The sequence below is a fragment of the uncultured Paraglaciecola sp. genome (assembly GCF_913058035.1).
Taxonomy (GTDB): domain Bacteria; phylum Pseudomonadota; class Gammaproteobacteria; order Enterobacterales; family Alteromonadaceae; genus Paraglaciecola.
Genome location: NZ_CAJXPA010000003.1, coordinates 41,103 through 60,538, shown reverse-complemented (window position 1 = coordinate 60,538; position 19,436 = coordinate 41,103). Strand labels below are relative to the sequence as shown.

The 19,436-nt window shown below is 38.6% G+C and carries 18 protein-coding genes; 9 read left to right on the top strand and 9 right to left on the bottom strand.

Annotation, left to right across the window (positions count from 1 at the left end; translation table 11 throughout):
- The first annotated feature begins 41 nt into the window (after window positions 1-41).
- Window positions 42-2,180 carry a selenide, water dikinase SelD gene (gene selD, locus QZ562_RS01010; protein WP_293755693.1) on the top strand — a complete coding sequence of 713 codons (2,139 nt, stop codon included), beginning with the start codon at window positions 42-44 and terminating at the stop codon, window positions 2,178-2,180.
- 995 nt (window positions 2,181-3,175) lie between these two features.
- On the opposite strand, the gene QZ562_RS01005 is transcribed toward selD, so the two are convergent.
- From QZ562_RS01005 to recQ, 4 genes are all read right to left on the bottom strand, one after another.
- Complete coding sequence (locus QZ562_RS01005; RefSeq protein ID WP_293755690.1) at window positions 3,176-3,328, bottom strand: hypothetical protein; 153 nt, start codon at window positions 3,326-3,328, stop codon at window positions 3,176-3,178.
- Between the two features lie 10 nt (window positions 3,329-3,338).
- Window positions 3,339-3,620 carry a hypothetical protein gene (locus tag QZ562_RS01000; RefSeq protein ID WP_293755687.1) on the bottom strand — a complete coding sequence of 94 codons (282 nt, stop codon included), beginning with the start codon at window positions 3,618-3,620 and terminating at the stop codon, window positions 3,339-3,341.
- A gap of 217 nt (window positions 3,621-3,837) precedes the next feature.
- Entirely contained in the window at window positions 3,838-4,863 is a 1,026-nt protein-coding gene (gene dusA / locus QZ562_RS00995) for a tRNA dihydrouridine(20/20a) synthase DusA (protein ID WP_293755685.1), read from the bottom strand.
- Between the two features lie 90 nt (window positions 4,864-4,953).
- Window positions 4,954-7,173: a DNA helicase RecQ gene (gene recQ / locus QZ562_RS00990; protein WP_293755682.1), complete on the bottom strand. Its 2,220-nt coding sequence runs from the start codon at window positions 7,171-7,173 to the stop codon at window positions 4,954-4,956.
- 170 nt (window positions 7,174-7,343) lie between these two features.
- Here recQ and QZ562_RS00985 point away from each other — a divergent pair, with 170 nt between their 5' ends.
- The 3 genes from QZ562_RS00985 to QZ562_RS00975 are packed head-to-tail and all read left to right on the top strand — an operon-like array spanning window position 7,344 to window position 10,392.
- Window positions 7,344-8,261 (top strand): acyltransferase, encoded by a 918-nt coding sequence (locus QZ562_RS00985; RefSeq protein ID WP_293755679.1) that lies wholly within the window; start codon window positions 7,344-7,346, stop codon window positions 8,259-8,261.
- A complete protein-coding gene (locus tag QZ562_RS00980; RefSeq protein WP_293755676.1) occupies window positions 8,254-9,150 on the top strand; it encodes an acyltransferase in 897 nt (298 codons plus the stop codon). The genes QZ562_RS00985 and QZ562_RS00980 overlap by 8 nt, the downstream gene beginning before the upstream one ends.
- Window positions 9,151-10,392, top strand: coding sequence for a mechanosensitive ion channel family protein (locus tag QZ562_RS00975; RefSeq protein ID WP_293755673.1), 1,242 nt, complete (start codon window positions 9,151-9,153; stop codon window positions 10,390-10,392).
- Between the two features lie 40 nt (window positions 10,393-10,432).
- On the opposite strand, the gene QZ562_RS00970 is transcribed toward QZ562_RS00975, so the two are convergent.
- On the bottom strand, window positions 10,433-10,630 hold the full coding sequence (locus tag QZ562_RS00970) for a hypothetical protein (RefSeq protein ID WP_293755671.1): 198 nt from the start codon (window positions 10,628-10,630) through the stop codon (window positions 10,433-10,435).
- Window positions 10,631-10,921: 291 nt separating this feature from the next.
- Here QZ562_RS00970 and QZ562_RS00965 point away from each other — a divergent pair, with 291 nt between their 5' ends.
- Window positions 10,922-11,713 carry a YggN family protein gene (locus QZ562_RS00965; RefSeq protein WP_293755669.1) on the top strand — a complete coding sequence of 264 codons (792 nt, stop codon included), beginning with the start codon at window positions 10,922-10,924 and terminating at the stop codon, window positions 11,711-11,713.
- A gap of 35 nt (window positions 11,714-11,748) precedes the next feature.
- Window positions 11,749-12,567, top strand: a complete 819-nt coding sequence (locus QZ562_RS00960) for an NAD-dependent epimerase/dehydratase family protein (RefSeq protein ID WP_293755666.1) — start codon at window positions 11,749-11,751, stop codon at window positions 12,565-12,567.
- Window positions 12,568-12,616: 49 nt separating this feature from the next.
- On the opposite strand, the gene QZ562_RS00955 is transcribed toward QZ562_RS00960, so the two are convergent.
- From QZ562_RS00955 to QZ562_RS00940, 4 genes are all read right to left on the bottom strand, one after another.
- Window positions 12,617-14,044, bottom strand: a complete 1,428-nt coding sequence (locus QZ562_RS00955; RefSeq protein WP_293755663.1) for a sodium-dependent transporter — start codon at window positions 14,042-14,044, stop codon at window positions 12,617-12,619.
- Between the two features lie 114 nt (window positions 14,045-14,158).
- Entirely contained in the window at window positions 14,159-14,899 is a 741-nt protein-coding gene (locus tag QZ562_RS00950; RefSeq protein WP_293755660.1) for an SDR family NAD(P)-dependent oxidoreductase, read from the bottom strand.
- The gene (locus QZ562_RS00945; protein WP_293755658.1) at window positions 14,892-15,302 is read right to left on the bottom strand and encodes a DUF393 domain-containing protein; all 411 of its coding nucleotides are present in this window, start codon (window positions 15,300-15,302) and stop codon (window positions 14,892-14,894) included. Before QZ562_RS00945 ends, QZ562_RS00950 begins: the two co-directional genes overlap by 8 nt.
- 203 nt (window positions 15,303-15,505) lie before the next feature.
- A complete protein-coding gene (locus QZ562_RS00940) occupies window positions 15,506-16,627 on the bottom strand; it encodes a hypothetical protein (protein WP_293755655.1) in 1,122 nt (373 codons plus the stop codon).
- Between the two features lie 195 nt (window positions 16,628-16,822).
- Here QZ562_RS00940 and fldB point away from each other — a divergent pair, with 195 nt between their 5' ends.
- The 3 genes from fldB to QZ562_RS00925 all read left to right on the top strand — a co-directional run bounded on the left by fldB (window position 16,823) and on the right by QZ562_RS00925 (window position 19,357).
- Window positions 16,823-17,365, top strand: a complete 543-nt coding sequence (gene fldB / locus QZ562_RS00935) for a flavodoxin FldB (protein WP_293755653.1) — start codon at window positions 16,823-16,825, stop codon at window positions 17,363-17,365.
- An 8-nt stretch (window positions 17,366-17,373) separates the two neighbouring features.
- Complete coding sequence (locus QZ562_RS00930; RefSeq protein ID WP_293755650.1) at window positions 17,374-18,162, top strand: CLCA_X family protein; 789 nt, start codon at window positions 17,374-17,376, stop codon at window positions 18,160-18,162.
- Between the two features lie 787 nt (window positions 18,163-18,949).
- On the top strand, window positions 18,950-19,357 hold the full coding sequence (locus QZ562_RS00925; RefSeq protein WP_293755647.1) for a biopolymer transporter ExbD: 408 nt from the start codon (window positions 18,950-18,952) through the stop codon (window positions 19,355-19,357).
- Window positions 19,358-19,436: the final 79 nt, after the last annotated feature.

Genomic DNA, 19,436 nt, shown 5'->3' with positions numbered 1-19,436 from the left:
CAACCAGTCTATTGCCCGAATTTTTATAAGTAACGAACAATATGCATGAACATGACTTAGTTTTTATCGGTGGTGGCCATACACATTCTTTAGTGTTGAGAATGTTGGCTATGAGACCGATAGACAAGGTTCGCTTAACACTCATCACTGATACGCTATTAACACCTTACTCAGGCATGTTACCGGGTTATATTGCAGGGCATTACAGCGAAGAAGGAACACACTTAGACTTAAACAAACTGTGTAAAGCTGCTCATGTGCGCTTAATCCACGGTCGTGTTATCGGTATTGATGTAGAAAATAAAACGATACAATTAGATAACCAAGCCAACATCGGCTTCGATAAAGTATCTATCAATACTGGCTCTACACCTAACATTAATGTTACTGGCGCTCGTGAATTTGGCGTTGGAGTAAAACCTGTTAGTCAACTTACAGCTACGTGGCGTAAACTACTTTCTCAAAAAACCGAGCAATTTACAGCTCACTGGACGGTTATTGGCGGTGGTGCTGCGGGTGTAGAAATGGTACTTGCCATCGCTCATCGGTTCAAACAGGCAGGCGACGTCTTAAAATTGTCATTAGTACAATCGGGCGATACGTTATTACCGGGTTACCATAAAAATGTACAAAAACAGGTGGCTATCGCACTCAAACACTACGGTATCGAATTTGTTACAAAGTTTAGAGTTTCGCGTGTCACTAAAAATTCTATTGAATCAGACACGGGTGATATACTGAATACCGATCAGTCAATTTGGTGCACACCAGCAACTGCACCAACATGGCCAGCACTTGCTGGGCTGGATACTGACAAGAACGGCTTCATTGCTGTGAACGAATTTTTACAGAGCACGTCTCACAACGATGTTTTTGCCTGTGGTGATGTAGCAACGATGATTAAATCACCTCGACCCAAAGCAGGTGTCTATGCCGTTCGTTCAGCACCCTTTTTAACTAAAAACTTACGAGCGACATTTAGCAAACAAACAATGCAAGCTGCGTCACTACAAACTGATTTTTTGTCCTTAATTTCACTGGGTGGTAAAAGTGCAGTAGGTCAGCGAGGTGGTTTAAGTTTGAAAGGCGAATGGGTTTGGCGATGGAAAGACCATATCGACCAAAAATTTATGGCCTTGTTTACTAAAAACCTACCTGCGATGCCTTCAATGGATAACGAACCAATGCATTGTGGTGGTTGCGGGAGTAAAATTGGACCTGAGCTACTCAGCGATACACTAAGAGAACTCAGTATTTTTCCTAATAAAAACTTTGCTACTGATTTAACACAAGCAGAAGATGCTTCCGTTGCTGAAGTCATTAACAATACGTCGTTATTACAAAGCATTGATGGCTTTCGCGCCTTTACTGAGGATTATTATAGATTAGGTATTGCGGCTACACATCATGCCGTCAACGATCTATACGCTATGGGTTTACAACCGTCCAGCGCTCAAGTATGGGCAAATTTAAAGTTTGAACACCCGAGGTTAACCAAACGAGACTTCAAGCGTTTGATGCAGGGGATCACTGAAACTTTACTCCACCACGAAACCACCTTAATCGGTGGGCACAGCACCGAAGGTGCAGAAACACACTTAGCGTTAGTGGTTAATGGATCGGGTGAGTCATGTTGGCCCAAAAATGCCCTTCAAGAAGGTGATTGGTTACTTTTAAATAAACCTCTGGGAACCGGTATTATACTTGCGGCGGATGCCCAAGGGACAGCGACAACTAGCAGTATTGATGTATTATGGAGTAACTTGCTGCAATCTAATAGACCGTTTTTCTTAGCGCTAAATAATAAAAAAGTACATGCTGCAACTGATGTTACTGGCTTTGGACTTATTGGACATCTGCTAGAAATGGTCAAAGAAACACAGTATTCTATAAAAATCACAACCAGCGATGTTCCGCTGATGAGTGGTGCACTGGAATTAAGTCGACAAGGAGTTGAATCGACGTTAATGCCACAATTAATACCGATGCTAGAGCAATGTGATACCAGTAATATAGAACTTGCAAATCTCAAGTGTCTACTCGATCCTCAAACGAATGGTGGCTTAATCGTTTCTGTTTCTGCCGATGTTGGTCGTCAAATTATGAATGAAACTAACGCGGTTAAGATTGGCGAAGTTTGTAGGGCACAAAGTGATGCAAAAATATTATTACTAGGCTGAACTATTAATTTCAATTTAAATACTAGTGATGCAAAAAAATCACAAGAGAAGTCGACTGGCATGGGGCATTGTGTCATCACGTGGTAAACTTATTTGTTGTCACTCATTTTCAAAAAGTCCTGAGTCAATAATGTTATGAAGTACTCAGTACACCTAGTATACCTAGTATACATGCTCTCGAAAAACCAAAAGGTTGATGCACAGTTGGTGGGTCTCAGCAGACATTAAGATTATAAAAGTATTACTGGATTTAAGGTTTAAAACTTAAGATATTTGTGACCTGAATAAATGTAATCACTTATCTTGCCTCACCTCATAAAATTATTATATCTCACACTTTTATTCCTTAGTTTGATCACTTTTTCTAATGCGTCACACTTCAATCTTAGAAAAGCTATCAATGCGGATTATAGGAGCAGATGGAAGTATGCAAAGTGATATTTTTTAGCACCTTGTTTAGCACCTTGGAAACCTGACATCACCTTTGCACAGCATATTGATCTTTTGGACTTGAGACAGGCAAGTTAAAAAAATTGTTACGGCATTACAAATTATAACCTCAAAACAGCATGATCTAGAAAGGCTCAGAATAAAGATGGCAAGTGCGTTTAATAGTGAGTTAAAACATAATGTAAAATCTGATAAAGCCCACTTAGAACTCACAGTGCGTTATTCTCACTTTTATACAAAAGCCAAACTCTTAGAGGTTGTTTCACATGTTGCAGAAAGTACGGGTATAGCAAGATAACAAGCATTATTTGTGAATAGATGCAGATGATTCCGTTCCACTTGCGTCAGAAACAACGGTTATCACTTTGACAAAATCAATGCCGAGAAAGTAGGGCAATAATATTTGTTAGTGATGCAAATCTATTCTGCAGTGGCAACTTTGATCACATCACCGTTATTAGGTAGCTAATAACGCTTGAGAAAGAATAAGTCCTATTAGCGAAAAAAAGTAGACTAGGTAATGAAAAAAACAGCCAATACTTCAATTAGAGGCCGTTTCGATTAATGGTGATGTTGTCGCGTTCGGTTAATATTGAATCGTTTCTCAAACACTCAAGAAAGCTAAATATTATCGCCCCTACTACATAGGCAAACACCGGCGTCAACAACATGATAAATAAAGATATTTGATTAAACATCAACAATTCCTTATTCAGCTTGTATTTTTGTCGCCCCTTCACTTTTTAATTCAAAATCGGTAATAGAAACTTTAGCCGTATAATTTTTTTCTTCATTAAAACTGACATTGTTGGCAACTGTCAATACAGCCGAGCGCAGGTTATTTTGAATTTCTTGTTGTGCAACTTCCATCGCTTGATTAACCATAATGCTTACATATTTTTCTAATGAAACGTCTTCGGCATGTGCCGTAGAAGCAAAAATTAAAGTAGAAGCCAGTGCAACAGCAGCAATTTTAGATTTAGTAAACATGATATTTTCCTTTGGTGTTGTAAGTGATAACCGTTTATTAAGTGGTGTAACAATTATTGTTTAAGTCGCAGTATCCTTTGCGATAGTTGTGCCAATCATGGAATTAATTTTATCTATATGATTTGTATATATTTTTATTTTTACTTGGGCGTTACACGTGTGAACAAGTATTGTTCGCCCTTAAAATTTGGTTAAATTTACCACTATTTTAGTAAATTTAACCAATCATCTCAGATTGAAATTGTTTAGCTTTTGATTGTGCTTCAAGTAACACATCTAAAGCATCTGTTAACAGTTCGACACCTGCATCGGCTTTTGTACCGTTCTGACTCAAATATCTACGCCAAATGCGTCCACCTGGCTGGCCTTGAAACAAACCCAGCATATGCCTAGCGATGCTCCACGGTCTGACGCCACGAGCAATCTGCTGTTCGACATAAGGTAACATTGCCATCACCACTTCAGCACGAGTCATACTGACAGAGTTATCTTGATAAAAGCGTTTGTCGACTTCAGCTAAAATGTAAGGGTTACTATAGACTTCACGGCCTATCATTACGCCATCCAAGTGATTAAGGTGAAGTTGCACATCATCTAGGTTTTTCACACCACCATTTAAGCTGATATGTAAATCTGAAAACTGCTGTTTTAATTGATAGACGCGATTATACATTAATGGTGGTACGTCACGATTTTGTTTTGGACTCAACCCTTTTAACCAAGCTTTACGCGCGTGCACAATGAAGGTGTCACATCCAGACGCAGCCACTACATCAATAAAACGTGTTAAATCTTCATATTCATCCATATCGTCAATACCAATTCGCGACTTTACTGTGACGGGAATATCGACTTCTGCCCGCATACTCTTAATACATGCAGCTACAGTTTCAGGCTCAGCCATTAAACACGCACCAAACCTGCCATTTTGTACACGGTCAGAAGGACAACCTACATTGATGTTCACTTCATCATAACCGAGTTTTTGCGCCTCGCTAGCACAGTGCGCCATATCAGAAGGGTTAGAACCACCCAGTTGCAATGCGACTGGGTGTTCTTCTTGGTTAAACCCAAGATAATCGCCTTTACCAAAAATAATCGCTCCAGTGGTAACCATTTCGGTATACAAAAGTGAATGTTGTGAAATTTTTCGGAGAAAGTACCGACAGTGTTTATCGGTCCAATCCAGCATTGGCGCAACAGATATGGTTCGAGAAATACTGCGATTGATAGGTCCACTCATATATTGACTCGCCAATGTGAAATTTAGGGCGCGCATTCTAGCTGATTTCGTACCCTAGCACTAGTAGCTCTTACATAACTCGAAGTCAGATTATTCAGTCAACTGACTGACAAAATAAATTCTAAGTAGGTGTAACTGGTCGTAACTTACTTGCTCACTCAGACTGTCATAAACAGGTTTTAAACGTTCATAAGAATGCTCTGCAAATGCAGCTAAAGCTGAATCGATATGGGCTTGACTAAGACCCGATTGTTCGAGTAACTGTGAAGGCTGGGCAAACTTATGCCCATCTTGGGCATAGCGGTATAAGTGATTAATGATCGTGCCATTTTTCACCTTAAATTGTTCAGCCATAGAACTCACTGATTGCCCCGTTTCATAAGCACTAATAATTTCAACACTGCGGCTATTGGAGTTAATACTACTGTTATTGCTTTTACTTGTTGTCGCTTTACTGGTAGCCGACTGAGCATTAGATACTTCTTGAATATCATTTTTCTGGCAAAAGTCATTAATAAGGGCTAAGTAATGCTCTCCATACTTTTCTAGTTTGGCTTGTCCAACACCATGAATACGTAACAGGTTATCTTGAGAATGTGGAAAATAATAAGCCATCTCATTGAGTGTACGATCAGAGAAAATAGCATAAGGAGGTAGGTTTGCTTCATCTGCTAAACGTTTTCGGTCTGCTTTTAATATAGCAACTAACTGCTGGTCACCCGGTTTAGTCATGGCTTTAGATGTATGACTACTGGTAACCACAGGTTGCTGCAACAAGGCAAAAAATGGTACTTTTCCTTTCAACACGTCACCGGCTTTTTGTGTGAGTTTTAAGCTGCCAAATTGTTCATCTTGGTTGAGTAAACCCTTCTGTATCAGTTGACGCGCCAGTGTCATCCACTGCTTTTTACTGTACTCATTACCAATGTTGTATGTGGACAGTAAATTATGCTGGTTTTGTAATACTTTTTCGGCACTTGAACCACGCAACACATCGATAATATGGCTAGCGCCGAATCGCTGTTCAGTTCGATGCACACAAGATAAAAACTTCTGGGCGGGCACAGTTAAATCCGACTTTTCTTTGCTTTCACCGGTGCAGTTATCGCAGTTATTGCAATTTTCTTTTAATGACTGCTCTCCAAAATATTCTAACAATGGAGTTCGCCTGCAATCTTCAGCCTCTGCTAGGGCCAACATTTGGTTGAGGTGCATATTAGCCAAACGTTTTTCTTGTTCGTTACTCATTTGATCAATGAAAAAGCGAATTTTACCAGTATCACCGTAACCAAATAAAAGTAAACAATCTGCGTCTAAACCATCACGGCCAGCACGCCCAATTTGCTGGTAATACCCTTCAATATTTTTTGGTAAGTCATAATGCAATACATAACGAACATCAGGTTTATTGATCCCCATGCCAAATGCGATAGTCGCCACAATAATATGTACGTCATCACGAATAAAACGTTCTTGGTAATCACTACGTTTAATACTACTTAACCCTGCGTGATAAGGCAGCGCTGATAACCCATCTTGTTGCAGCTTGGTTGTGAGTTCATCTACGCCTTTGCGTGATTGGCAATAAATGATGCCTGACTGTTTTGGATATTGTTCAACAAACTTTTTACACTGTTGATAGGGGTTATCTTTAGGAATAACGCCAATAAACAAATTAGGCCGATCGAAACTTGAGATGTACTCGCTGGTGTCGGTTATATTAAGTTGGCGTTTAATGTCCTCTCGCACTCTCGGAGTTGCGGTAGCTGTTAAAGCGATACATACGGCGTTGGGGAAACATTCAATAAGTCGATTGAGCTGACGATACTCAGGTCGAAAATCATGCCCCCACTCAGAAATACAATGCGCTTCGTCGATGGCAATACAAGCCACATCACAATTTGTTAATAAATCTAAAATGTTACTTTGTAAGGCTGTTTCTGGTGCCAAAAACAACAATTTAATCTGTTGTTGTTTGATGCCGTCTAAGTTAGCTTGGTAATCGGTGTCTGATAGTGAGCTATTCAGTACACAGGCTGGGATGGCGAGTTCATTAAGTTGCCTAACTTGGTCTTGCATCAGTGATATAAGTGGCGAGATAACAATCGTTAAACCATCAAAAACCACTCCCGGAATTTGATAACATAGGGACTTACCACCACCGGTAGGCATAATAGCCAGAGTATTCTGGCGCTCTAAAATATTATTTATGATGGCTTGTTGAGACTCTCGAAACTCGTCAAAACCAAATACATTTTTGAGTATGTTTTTTGCTTGGTTGAGCACTTTTTCACGTCCTTGGTTACACATTAATTACTATCAATATGTTTGTTATTATAACCTTCTGGCGCTTCGGGATGTACTTTCCTTTTAAAATTCTTGTGCGACCATAAAATAGCAAAGAAGAACTTATACATATCAAACCTGTTTTTAGTTTAGACTTGCATATGTTTTTTATAGTGTTAATGGTTTTTTACTGCATGTTTTCGACGATTTTTTTACCATTGCTCGGTGCTATATCCTCATTAGGTTATTTTATTAATACCTTATTTTGGTTGGTGCCCATTTTAATTTGTTCATTTCTCAAATTAATACCTATTAAAATATGGCAAACATTTATGTCTTATTTACTTGATGGTTGTGCCACATTTTGGATATCAGTCAACAGCGCCAATCAAAATATATTTAGTCGCACAAAGTTTAATGTAGATGGGTTGGAAGGATTGAGCCACAAAGATTGGTATTTGGTGATATCAAACCATCAGTCTTGGGTCGATATCTTGGTGCTACAGCGTATTTTTAATCATAAGATCCCTTTTTTAAAGTTTTTCCTCAAAAAAGAACTAATTTGGGTACCTTTCATCGGTTTAGCTTGGTGGGCCTTAGATTTTCCATTTATGCATAGATACAGCAAGGCTTTATTAGCTAAAAACCCTCACTTAAAAGGTAAAGACTTAGAAAACACCCGAAAAGCATGCAAGAAATTTACAGTCAAACCTGTAAGCATCATGAATTTTGTCGAGGGAACACGACTAACTGAGCAAAAACGGGCACGCCAAGGGTCAAAGTTTCAACACTTACTTAAACCTAAAGCTGGCGGTATGGCTTTTGTTCTAGGTGCCATGGGTGAACAGCTACATAAATTACTTGATGTCACAATACACTACCCAGAAGGCACTCCTACCTATTGGGAGTTTGTCTGCGGAAAAGTTAAAAGAGTACAAGTTCAGATTAAAGTATTATCAATTCAAGAATTGCTAAGTAGTGATATTTACGGGGACGACTACTTTGACGACCATACTCAAAGAGTCAAATTTCAACGCTGGCTAACAGATTTATGGGAACAAAAAGACCAAGATTTACAGATGCTTTTGTCGAAGAAATCACAAGATGTTTAGTATATTCTCAGGTCTTATTGTTTTTCCTATACACTTGACGTTACAAATGATGAGCTTGGCCTTTTGGGCTCTATGTATCACTTCACTTGGTTTAATAAAGCTTGTACTGCCTTTTTCTTTTGTCACTAAACCACTTAACGTTATACTAAATTCGATGATGTGTGCATTTGGGTTTTGTAGTGTGACATTAATCAAGTGTATGAACAAAGTGGAACTAGACTATGTAATTGAAGGTGAGCTGAGTAAGAAAGAATGGTATTTGATTGTAGCTAATCACCTAAGTTGGTTAGATATTATTTTGTTAACCGATTTTTCTGTCGGTAAGATCCCTGCGCCAAAGTTTTTTCTTAAGAAGGAATTAATATGGTTGCCCTTTGTAGGACTTGGCGCATGGGCACTAGATATGCCATTTATGCAACGGTATAACAAAGCATTTTTATTGAAAAATCCACACCTAGAAGGTAAAGACATAGAGACCACTAAAAAGTCTTGTGAAAAATTTCGCCAGTTGCCCACCACAGTCATCAATTTTGTCGAAGGCAATCGCTTCACTCCAGAAAAACAAAAACTGAGACAAAGCCCATTTGAAAACCTCTTACCTCCAAAAGCAGGTGGTATTGCGTTTACTCTCGCTACTATGGGTGAATTATTCACGAGTGTCTTAGATATCACGATAATGTATCCTGATACCCAAGGCAGCCCTATGATCTCAATGTTAAGTGGTCGTCTCAATAAAGTTGTTATGCGGATTAATGTGCACCCGGTTACCGATGAAATTGTTGGTGATTATTTTAACGATGACGAGTTTAAACAAGGTTTTCAGAGTTGGTTAAACTCAGTTTGGCAAAACAAAGATAAACTCATCACCCATTTAAAAGAGACAGGCTAAATGCAACAAGGACTTAACCTTACGGATCATATTTTATCACTATTAGAGCATCTAGGTATTCAGGCCACCCCAACAGGTTGGATATTTCAAGTGGTTGCCTTGCTCGGTATTTTACTATTCGCTTGGCTGACTAATTGGATAACAAAAAGCATCCTCAACAGTCGCATTCGAAAACTAGTCAGCAAGAGCAAAAATAAGTTTGACGACGAATTACATCAACACGGTTTTTTCAAACGTATCGGGCATATTGCTCCAGCTGTTGTTATCTATTCACTCAGCCAAGTACTCATTGAAAATTCTGCGCTTTTAGCGTTCTTACAGAAATCTGCGGTTATTTATGTGCTTATTTCTGCGGTAATGGCATTGAGTGCCTTGCTGAATACCGTAGAAGACACATACAACGCGTCAAATTTAGCTAAAAAAGCGCCGATTACTGGCTTCATTCAAGTGGCTAAATTGTTTGTGGTAATTATCGCGGGTTTGTTGATCATTTCTAATTTAATGGACAAATCGCCATTATTATTACTTTCAGGTTTAGGCGCAGTCACTGCAATACTTTTGTTATTATTCCGAGATACCATTTTAGGTTTTGTTGCCGGTATCCAAATCGCAGCAAATCGTATGGTTAATACCGGTGACTGGATTGAAATGCCTAAATATGACGCAGATGGCGACGTATTACAGGTAGGTTTAACAACAGTTAAAGTACAAAATTGGGATAAGACAATTTCTACAATCCCCACTTATGCTCTTATCTCGGAGCCTGTCAAGAATTGGCGTGGGATGACTGAAAGTGGTGGACGTCGTATTAAGCGTTCACTGAATATCGATATTCAAAGCATTTGTTTTTGTGACCAGGAGATGCTGGATGAATTTACAAAAATTCGCTATATAAAACGGCATATTCAAATAAAACTTGAGAAGCTGCAGCGTTTTCATAGTGAACAACAAATCGACACAACTGATTTAGTTAATAGCCGCAGATTGACTAATATAGGTACATTACGCGCCTATGTTCGAGCTTATTTAGAAAATCACCCTGACATTAACCAAGATATGACCCTGATGGTCCGACAAAGACCACCGACAGAACATGGTCTTCCACTGGAAATTTATTGTTTTTGTGCCGACAAGGACTGGGTTAACTTTGAAGGGGTCCAAAGCGATATATTTGACCACTTGCTGGCTATATTGCCGGCGTTCAAACTAAGAGCCTACCAACGTGTTAGTGATAGACCCTAAATAAAAGGTTGTGGCCTATACTGAATCAGGCCAACTAATTTTAAACGTTAGTTAACGCATAAACAAACACTGCAAACAAACCGAAAGCAGACGCACCAAAAAAGCCGTATTCAATCTTAGACTGCATAACGTTAACACCCTCTGGTGTGGGTAAAAGGCTCATAATGATGCTGCTAATACCTAAAACAAAAGTGATCAATGTAAAACCAAATAAAATGGGTTCGTACCAATTGCTCATCAGCCAATTCCTATGTATTTTAAACGACAACTATTATGCACCAAAAATACAGGATGCTAAAAGACATAAAAGTAAAAAGGTATATGCGTGTTTATCAATCGCCTGTCGGCCTAATGGCCAAACTGCTCACTTATTGGTCTTGTTCACTATTTGATCTGTAATATTTTCCTAATCTAAACACAAATAAAAGTTATCTTGTTGTTTTTTATTGTTTTTATATTTATGGCCTAGACTTTGCTCAATGCAGGCAGTGCAGATAATAAATTACCATTAATAAGTCAGGAGAATTTTATGCGATCTACATTACTCGTTGGAGCTTTAGTTTGTTGTTCACTACCAGTCTTGGCCTTAGATTCTAATAATAAATGTAACGTTGAACTCAATGGCAACATGCAGTTAGAAGACAATGTATTGACAGTCGTATTAGATAACAATACCGATATGACCATTGATCAAGATAAAATATTGTATGTTGATGGCATTGCCTTGACGCTGGATACCAAACAACAAGGCTGGGTAGATAACTATTATGACGGTATTAATCAAGCGGTGCCGCAGGCTGCATCAATAGCAACAGATGCCGTCGCACTAGCAAGTATTGCAATGCATGAGGTATTTACCGAATTATTAGGCTCAGATAGCACTGAGCTTGCAGATTTATCAGAAAATTTACGCAACCTTGATCAGCAAATTCAATACAACTTTTATGCAGATAATGGTGACATTCGGTTAGATTCTAGTTCTTTTGAAAACGGTACATTTTTTGGTAAACAATGGGAGTCACAGTTTGAGAAAGCGATCAAAAACTTGGCCACCGAATCAATGGGCCATTTAATGGTAGCCATAGGCACACAGCTTATTTTTAGTGGCGAAGATATGCATGAATTTGAAAAAAAAATGGATCGTTTTGGCGAACAGATGGAACTAAAAGTGAAATATCAAGCCACAGCGTTAGAGAAAAAAGCAGGCGTTTTTTGCGCAACCCTAGCTCAAGTAGATTTTGCTGAAACACAATTAAAGCGGATTAAACACCTAGCAGACTTAGATGTTATTCAAGTGCAAGACCAGCCTGATAGGATGTGATACCGTTTCAAAAAATATCTTCTTGGAATATGTAAATGCAAATAGCAGTGATTGGTTGTGGTTGGTTGGGGATGCCTCTCGCAATTAGTTTACAAAAAAGTGGCCATGATATTGTGGCCACGTGTCGCAGTGAACAAAAAGCCGAGGAGTTAACAAAATTAGGCTTTGATACTCAAAAGTATCAGTTGGGTGACGAGTTGTCACATGACCACTTTAACAAACTATTTGCATCTAAGGTGCTGGTGTTAAACATTCCTGTAGGACGAACAACCCCCACCACAGAAAATTTTGCGAAACACATGCAAGTACTACTAAAACATGCTGCAGACAAACAAATACAAAACCTTATTTTCATTAGTACCACGTCGGTTTATGGTGATAAGAGCGGTGTAGTGACTGAGCAAAGCCCAACACTTGCACAAACTCCGTCAGGGCGAATCAATTTAGCGGTTGAAGTGTTAGCAAAACAGTATTTTGCTTGTCGTAGTACCGTTATTCGACCTGCTGGTTTGGTAGGCAAAGACCGTCATCCTACTCACTATCTAGCTGGTAAAACAGGTTTACTTAACCCCGATAATAGGGTCAATTTAGTGCATCAAGCTGATGTTATTTGTGCAATTAAAACGGTCATCGAACAAGATATCTGGGGACAGACCTTGCACTTAAGTGCCTTAGAACATCCCACTCGTGCCGAATATTATACCTGGGCAGCAGGCAAGCTTAGCCTCTGTGCACCTAAGTTTGTTAAAGGTGAAGGTGTTGCCTTAGGTAAACAAATTGACGCCACTAAAAGTTTGCAGTTATTAGGTTTATCGCTTAAATATCCCAGCCCGTTCGATATGATTGAGCTGTGACACGCGAGCTACTACCCATTTTTTTTAGGGGCGCTTGAATTAAAAGCGCTTAACCTATCAATGCAGTACCGAAATATTTAAGCGCGACCGTATTAGCAAAAATTATCGCTAGGAAAATTGGAATAAACGTCCTCAGAGCAAAATTCACATAGCGCTCCAGAAAACTATTTTTAAAGTCAGGGGCACCTTTATCTAATTCATTATTGAAAGCCTGCGTTTTCCATTTGTAGCTGACAAACAAGCAAATCAAAAGCCCATTTAAAGGCAAAATAGTTTCATAAAACACGTCATAAACCAAATCAAAGAAAGATTTAGGTTTATCCACCCCTCCATAGCTGATGAAAGAGGTGAAAAAATCAAAAAGTCCGAATGAAAATGCGCACATGAGTGCAAAAACCACCAGTAAACTGCCACAAATTAATAACGAACTTTTACGCTGTATATTTTTTTCACTCATTAACGCAGCCACCGGTACTTCAAATATAGACACTAATGACGTGATGGCAGCAAAAAACACTAATAAAAAGAAGATGCTTGCCACAGCACTGGCCCCTATATATCCCAAGGTATCTTGTAATGCTAAAAATATTTGCGGTAAGTACGAGAAAATCATCGATATTGACGATTCACTGAGATCACTTGGGTTCACCGAAGGATTAAAAGAAAATATTGCTGGCAGGATCATAAGACCCGCCGTAAAAGCAACCGCTGTATCTGTTAAGCCAACTAGTATTGCCGAGGTTGGTAAATTAGACCGTTTGTCAATATAACTACCATAAGTGATCATTATCCCCATACCTAGTGACAACGAGAAAAAGGCTTGTGAAAGTGCACTATTAATGACGCTAGCACTTATTTTATCAAAATCAGGAACGAGGTAAAACTTTAAACCTGCCATAGCATTTTCACGAGTTAACACAAAAATAACCATACCGATCAGCATAACAAAAAGCGCCGGCATAAGAATCTTTGCGGCTTTTTCAATTCCCTGTTTAACCCCGCCTTGCAAAATTAAATATACAATAGCAAGAACACCAGCCATATAAAAAAACAGGCTGTTTCCTGTAATGAAATGATTAAAAGTGGCAGGGTCAGCGAGTACATCGAGGTTACCGATACTTGATTCAACCAAGTAGCCGAAAATCCATACTGTAATGACTAAGTAAAACACAGCAATCATAAAGGGGGTAATAATGGATAACCAACCGGCGAGGCGCCAACCTTTATTGCCACCGGATAGTGACGTTAGCGCGCCTAATGGGTCTTTTTGACTGGCTCTACCCAATGTCATTTCTGCAATCATAACGGGTAAACAAATTGCTACCACAAATATGGCATACATTAGCAGAAATGCCCCACCACCGTTTTTAGCGGCACCTACAGGGAAACCCACTAAATTACCAATTCCTACAGCTGACCCAGCTGCAGCTAGAATAAAACCTAAACGTGAACCGAATTGCTCGCGAGGTGCGCCCATAACCTATCCCTAATTATTTTTATAATTTGAATAGATATTACCAGTAGAGTTTCAGAAAGTCTTTTTTGTTAGCAATACAACGCTACGAAAACTAAGGCTTATGTTTACAATCAATTACCAAGGAATAACATTGCCTTGCCAATCGATATAATGGGGCCCGTCTTCTGGGGTTAGGTTAGGGATGATTTGGAGTAATTGAGTGACAGTAAAGTCGGTGCTAAATAATTTACCCGACGGGACCTTCGACTGAAACGGCTTAGACAATTCAGTTTCAACTGTTCCAGGATGGTAGCTTATTAGCGTGATGTTCTTAGCTCTTCTCTGACATTCTATTTGCGCACATTTTATCAGCATATTAAGCGCAGACTTACTAGCACGATAGCCATACCAGCCGCCTAGGCTGTTATCACTTATACTGCCAACTCTCGCACTAAAAAACACTAGTTTCGAGGGTTCAGGACCTTTTAACAGTTTTTCTACGTTTTTTAACCAAATAGCAGGTAATATTGCGTTAGTCGTTAAATAAAAACTCAGCTGCTCTTTCTGAATATCTTCCAGACGCTTTTCGGGCATAAATTTTTGATTATCATCACCAGTCGAGTGTAATGCACCTATGCAACACACCACTAGGCTAAATTGGCCACCTATTTGCTTAAGCTGTTGGCAATATTCTGCGACCAAATCTTCACTCTCAGAATCAAGGCTATAATATTGCACCCCTTCAAGTGGTGATGCTGGTAGGTTCCGAGATACTGCATACACGTGTTCGTATTTGCCTGATTCATGTAACTGCTTTACCAACGTTTTTCCGATACCGCCTGAAGCACCAATAACTAATGCATTACCTTTAAACATCAACTTTTTCACCTTTATTTTCGCAAGGGACACATCGCTTTTTCCCGGTTACAAGATAAGAGATTCTGTGACGATACTTAGCAAAAATGTTGTACGCTATATCAGCAAACCAACTAATTACTGGCCATCTTAAAGGCGCATATACCCAGCCTTTACCTACTAATTTCCAAGCTAAATAAGTTACGTCTAATCCAGTTATCATAGTACCGTCAGCCAAGTAGCCGTGAATACGGGCGTCTAGTGCTTGCCAGTCTAGATGGGGATAATCTACAAAAAACGAAGCTTCTTGAATGTCTACAAACTTAATGTTTTTTTGTTTATCTAGCTGCTTTAATTTGTTCATTTCTATAGAACATAGAGGACAATAACCATCAAAAAATATTGTTAAAGATGAATTTTGCATAATTAATTAATACACTCATTTGAATTATAGAATATTTACGTCAGTAGACGCTTAGTGGATTACATTCACTAAGCGTTATTTCACTAGTAACCTTTGCAACATACTTTAAAGTCCTATTCAACACCAATTTGACAAAAATTGTGCACTTCTTTTGCGCTAATTATGCGCTAATTATGCGCTAATTATGCACAACAAATTATGCACTAGTCGAACCATTCTGTTTGTATGGGCAAACTGAACAGTAATGGTGCGAACATTTGGTAATGAGTACGATTTTGAACGCACTTAACATTGTTTAAATATACCGCTTTCCATGGATCATTAATAAGCCACAATTTATCGTCTATTACCGCCACGCCTTCAATAGAGGCATTGTCCATGGCTTCGTAATCTTCACAGCCTTGGGTGCTATGTTTAATTTCAGCAAAAAAGTCGATAGGTAGTATAAGCGTATCTTTTTTGCCTGATAAATCTACCACCCATAACGCTTCATCATTTCTGGCAGCTACCAACAAAAATTCTCTACCATCAGATGTTTGGTAATAGTCCATGCCGTTAATGGGGTGGTTACCACTTTCAAAAACTGGTAACTTCAAATTATTTTTTTTCACATCTGCGAATTCATCTGATTGCCAAAACTCACTATGCATTTGTAAAGAAAAAATCCTCGCATTTTTGCTACTGTCTTTTTCAATACCCAAATATAAAGTGCGAGCTTGACCAAATGTGAGAGCTTCAATGCCATCATTAGGGAAATCGCCAATTTGCATATCGACTGTAAACCTAATAGGACGAATATGGGTTATCAACATTATTTTGTCTGCCTGCAACTCAAGTCTAACAAGCAATTTTGGAAAGCTGGTTGAACCTGAATTAAGGTATTTTTGTTGGCAAAACTCTGACATCGGTTCGGCGTATGAACCATCTTCTGTGATTACATAAAATACTCGGTCGTCGTCAGGGTCAACCGTTAACGCTTCTAGATCAGGATTATCGGTTATATAAGCGGCAAAACAATTTGATTTCAACTTTTCAGATAGGAGCATTGGAAAATCAGGGCCGCTCAACAACGCATTGTCCTTAGTAATAGTCCTGAGGCGAAGACGTTGTGAAGGATGGGCACTACGGTCACTCAAGGTCAACAACCCGCCACGCCATTTAACTAAGCCCGATGTCTGAGGGTTAAGCATCACTTTACCATCTTGCTCCATTATCCAATGCCCATTTACTCTCAAGTTTTGCTCTACTTGTGTCAATTCTGGTTCTTTTGCACAGCCCATTGATATACTGCAAATCCCTAAGATAAAAGCAAAATACGCTCTCATATGTTGTCTAGTCTCGCTGTCATAAATTATTAATTGCTAAATTATACTAACCTACTCAAAATTACGAATAAATATAAAATCTTACCATTTGGTCAATATTTAACACTCACACGTAAAAAGCACATGTGTAGCACACATTAATTAAAGTATGCTGGTAAAGCGATTTTAATCAAGGCACCCCATTAAAAGGACAATATGAACAACAACGAATTAAAAATAGGACTTTTTTATGGCTCTACAACTTGTTACACCGAAATGGCTGCTGAAAAGATTCAGGTAAAGATAAATCAGTTAACGGGTAATACTTGCGTAGAGTTATTTAATATTAAAGATGTATCGCTGACTCAAGCGCAAAGCTTTGACACATTAATTTTTGGAATTTCCACTTGGGATTTTGGCGAATTACAAGAAGACTGGGAATCGACTTGGCAAAACATTGCAGGTTTAAACTTAACTGACAAAACAGTAGCTATTTTTGGTTTAGGTGATCAGCTAGGTTATGCAGAATGGTTTCAAGATGCCGTGGGTATGTTGCACGACGAATTACTGGTACTAGGTTGTGATCTTATTGGTTACTGGCCAAACAAAGGATATGAATTTATCGCTTCAAAGGCGCTCACAGAAGATAAAGGTTTTTTTGTGGGTTTGAGTCTTGATGATGAAAATCAATATGATTTAACTGATGAACGTATCAACAATTGGTGTAACCAATTAATAGCCGAAATAGACATGTTGTAGTCATCACCTTGCCAACACCGGACTCCCGAATTCACAAGCCTTACTATCGTAACGGTCCTTCTCATCGAGATGGAGCCGATGTTAGTTTTCAGGATATTGTTAAAATATTTGGCTTCCGAACTGCCACAATTGGTAAATGGGTAACAGCTGAAGAGCAACAAATTGCCGCGAATCTATTTTTTGATGCCTTGTGTGATTTAATGGATATTTTAAAAGTCCCAGAAGCAGTAATCTCACTCAATGGGAGTCTATCCATAGCTTTTGGTAGCGGCGGGAGAAAACATAGTAGCGCTCACTATGAGTCAAATACCAAAAAATTAGCACTAGCTAAAAATGCTGGGGGTGGCGCACTTGCTCACGAATGGTTTCATGCATTCGATCACTACATCTGCGATAAATTATTCGTTCAAGCATCCCATGAGCAATTTGCTTCTGAATGTTGGTTACAAGACAAACCACAAATATCACACCAACTGAATGCCAAACTTAGCCAATGTTTTGAGAGTATATTTTTAGGTGCAGATAAAAGCCAGCCTAATGAGTATGTCAAGCGTAGTGCCCAAGCAGATAAGTTATTAAAAACATTTTATTATGCACGCCCACAAGAATTGGGTGCGCGAGCATTCGAGGCATGCATTCAGGATCACTTCACCAAGAATGCATTTCTGGTTCAAGGCACTAAACAAAGTCCAGAAGCAAAAATGGGAATTTACCCTACCCAGAATCTCAGAGCGACGATGTCAGAAAACATATTGAATTATTTTTATCATTTGGGACGAGCAATAAAAAATGAGTAACTTAATGACTATATATCGCAATCTATACAGATCGGATTTTTAAAGTTTACATTGATGCGTAGTTGTTCAATAACACCCTTGGCAGTACCTACAAAATAACATTGCAGCATATTGATTGTTAATTCGTAGCCTATACCCCGATAAAATTTAACTTAGACTCTCGAAGCCGTAATATTTTATTCAATAGTATTAACCATTACGACAATGCCTTTAACATAATACGAATATTTAGTTTCTCTTAGCCATACCTTAATCAGGTAAAGGAATTGCTTTCATTTTACAATATTGATGGCAGTCTAACTTAAAAAAACAACAACAAAACCCGATACCAGAGCCAATCGATAACCCAACACATAGCGTTAAATAATGTGTTAAATAATGTTTTGATTTAAAAGTATATTTTTGTGGGCTCTCGTTCTATTAAGATACGGTTATGAAACTCTGGTCACCGGCATTAAAAATTTATTTAAGTGATAAACTCCTCTATTTTTATATATAAAATTTATGTACGGCAAAAGATGTTGAAATATATTTAATATCTTTTAATGCTTTACACAGTCAACTTAGACCAAAGTAATGCGGCTTAAAAAAGTCACTTGAATATTTTTTAGGGCAACAAATTTTAAAACCTACTGGATTATTTTTTACATTTGGGGCACGCTAGTGGAAATGCAATAACTTTAAATAAGAGCCATTTGTTAATAGTATGATAATTAATAGATGCTCTGAAGCTCAACTACCTCTATAATAGGTAGTCTTGTTTTAACCCAATTGGCGATTTATACCGATGAAAAGAAAAAAGCACGGCAGTTCTGATGATGACGCTGCAATTGATATGACTCCCATGTTGGACATAGTGTTCATCATGCTTATCTTCTTTATTGTAACCACTTCTTTTGTGAAAGAAAAAGGTTTGGAAGTTAATCGTCCTAAAGATTCTAAAACACCCCCACCGCCAACGAATGTAAAGTCTTTGTCAATTCGAGTGAATGAAGACGGTACTATCGTCGTTAATGGCCGTGAAGTAGATATACGCCGAGTTGAAGCGAATATACAAAGCTTTTTGGCTGAAAATAATCAAGATTCTGCGGCAGTTCAAGCCCATCCAAAAGCCAAACACGGTGATGTAACTGAAGTTATCAACGAAGTGAAAAGAGCTGGTATTTCGAATGTATCAGTATTAGTTGGTAAGTAAAGTTTAAATTAAAGCAAATGAAAAATGCCGCTATTCAATGAATAGCGGCATTTTTGTTAGTGTCCAAATCGATCTTAAA

What these genes read in the sequence shown, in the direction of transcription:
- QZ562_RS00960 (WP_293755666.1), top strand. Translation starts at nt 11,749, where the DNA reads ATGCAAATAGCAGTGATTGGTTGTGGTTGGTTGGGGATGCCTCTCGCA.
- QZ562_RS00970 (WP_293755671.1), bottom strand. Translation starts at nt 10,630, where the DNA reads ATGAGCAATTGGTACGAACCCATTTTATTTGGTTTTACATTGATCACT.
- QZ562_RS00980 (WP_293755676.1), top strand. Translation starts at nt 8,254, where the DNA reads ATGTTTAGTATATTCTCAGGTCTTATTGTTTTTCCTATACACTTGACG.
- QZ562_RS00925 (WP_293755647.1), top strand. Translation starts at nt 18,950, where the DNA reads ATGAAAAGAAAAAAGCACGGCAGTTCTGATGATGACGCTGCAATTGAT.
- QZ562_RS00965 (WP_293755669.1), top strand. Translation starts at nt 10,922, where the DNA reads ATGCGATCTACATTACTCGTTGGAGCTTTAGTTTGTTGTTCACTACCA.
- QZ562_RS00975 (WP_293755673.1), top strand. Translation starts at nt 9,151, where the DNA reads ATGCAACAAGGACTTAACCTTACGGATCATATTTTATCACTATTAGAG.
- selD (WP_293755693.1), top strand. Translation starts at nt 42, where the DNA reads ATGCATGAACATGACTTAGTTTTTATCGGTGGTGGCCATACACATTCT.
- QZ562_RS01005 (WP_293755690.1), bottom strand. Translation starts at nt 3,328, where the DNA reads ATGTTTAATCAAATATCTTTATTTATCATGTTGTTGACGCCGGTGTTT.
- fldB (WP_293755653.1), top strand. Translation starts at nt 16,823, where the DNA reads ATGAACAACAACGAATTAAAAATAGGACTTTTTTATGGCTCTACAACT.
- QZ562_RS00940 (WP_293755655.1), bottom strand. Translation starts at nt 16,627, where the DNA reads ATGAGAGCGTATTTTGCTTTTATCTTAGGGATTTGCAGTATATCAATG.
- QZ562_RS01000 (WP_293755687.1), bottom strand. Translation starts at nt 3,620, where the DNA reads ATGTTTACTAAATCTAAAATTGCTGCTGTTGCACTGGCTTCTACTTTA.
- recQ (WP_293755682.1), bottom strand. Translation starts at nt 7,173, where the DNA reads ATGTGTAACCAAGGACGTGAAAAAGTGCTCAACCAAGCAAAAAACATA.
- QZ562_RS00955 (WP_293755663.1), bottom strand. Translation starts at nt 14,044, where the DNA reads ATGGGCGCACCTCGCGAGCAATTCGGTTCACGTTTAGGTTTTATTCTA.
- dusA (WP_293755685.1), bottom strand. Translation starts at nt 4,863, where the DNA reads ATGAGTGGACCTATCAATCGCAGTATTTCTCGAACCATATCTGTTGCG.
- QZ562_RS00945 (WP_293755658.1), bottom strand. Translation starts at nt 15,302, where the DNA reads ATGCAAAATTCATCTTTAACAATATTTTTTGATGGTTATTGTCCTCTA.
- QZ562_RS00950 (WP_293755660.1), bottom strand. Translation starts at nt 14,899, where the DNA reads ATGTTTAAAGGTAATGCATTAGTTATTGGTGCTTCAGGCGGTATCGGA.
- QZ562_RS00985 (WP_293755679.1), top strand. Translation starts at nt 7,344, where the DNA reads ATGTTTTCGACGATTTTTTTACCATTGCTCGGTGCTATATCCTCATTA.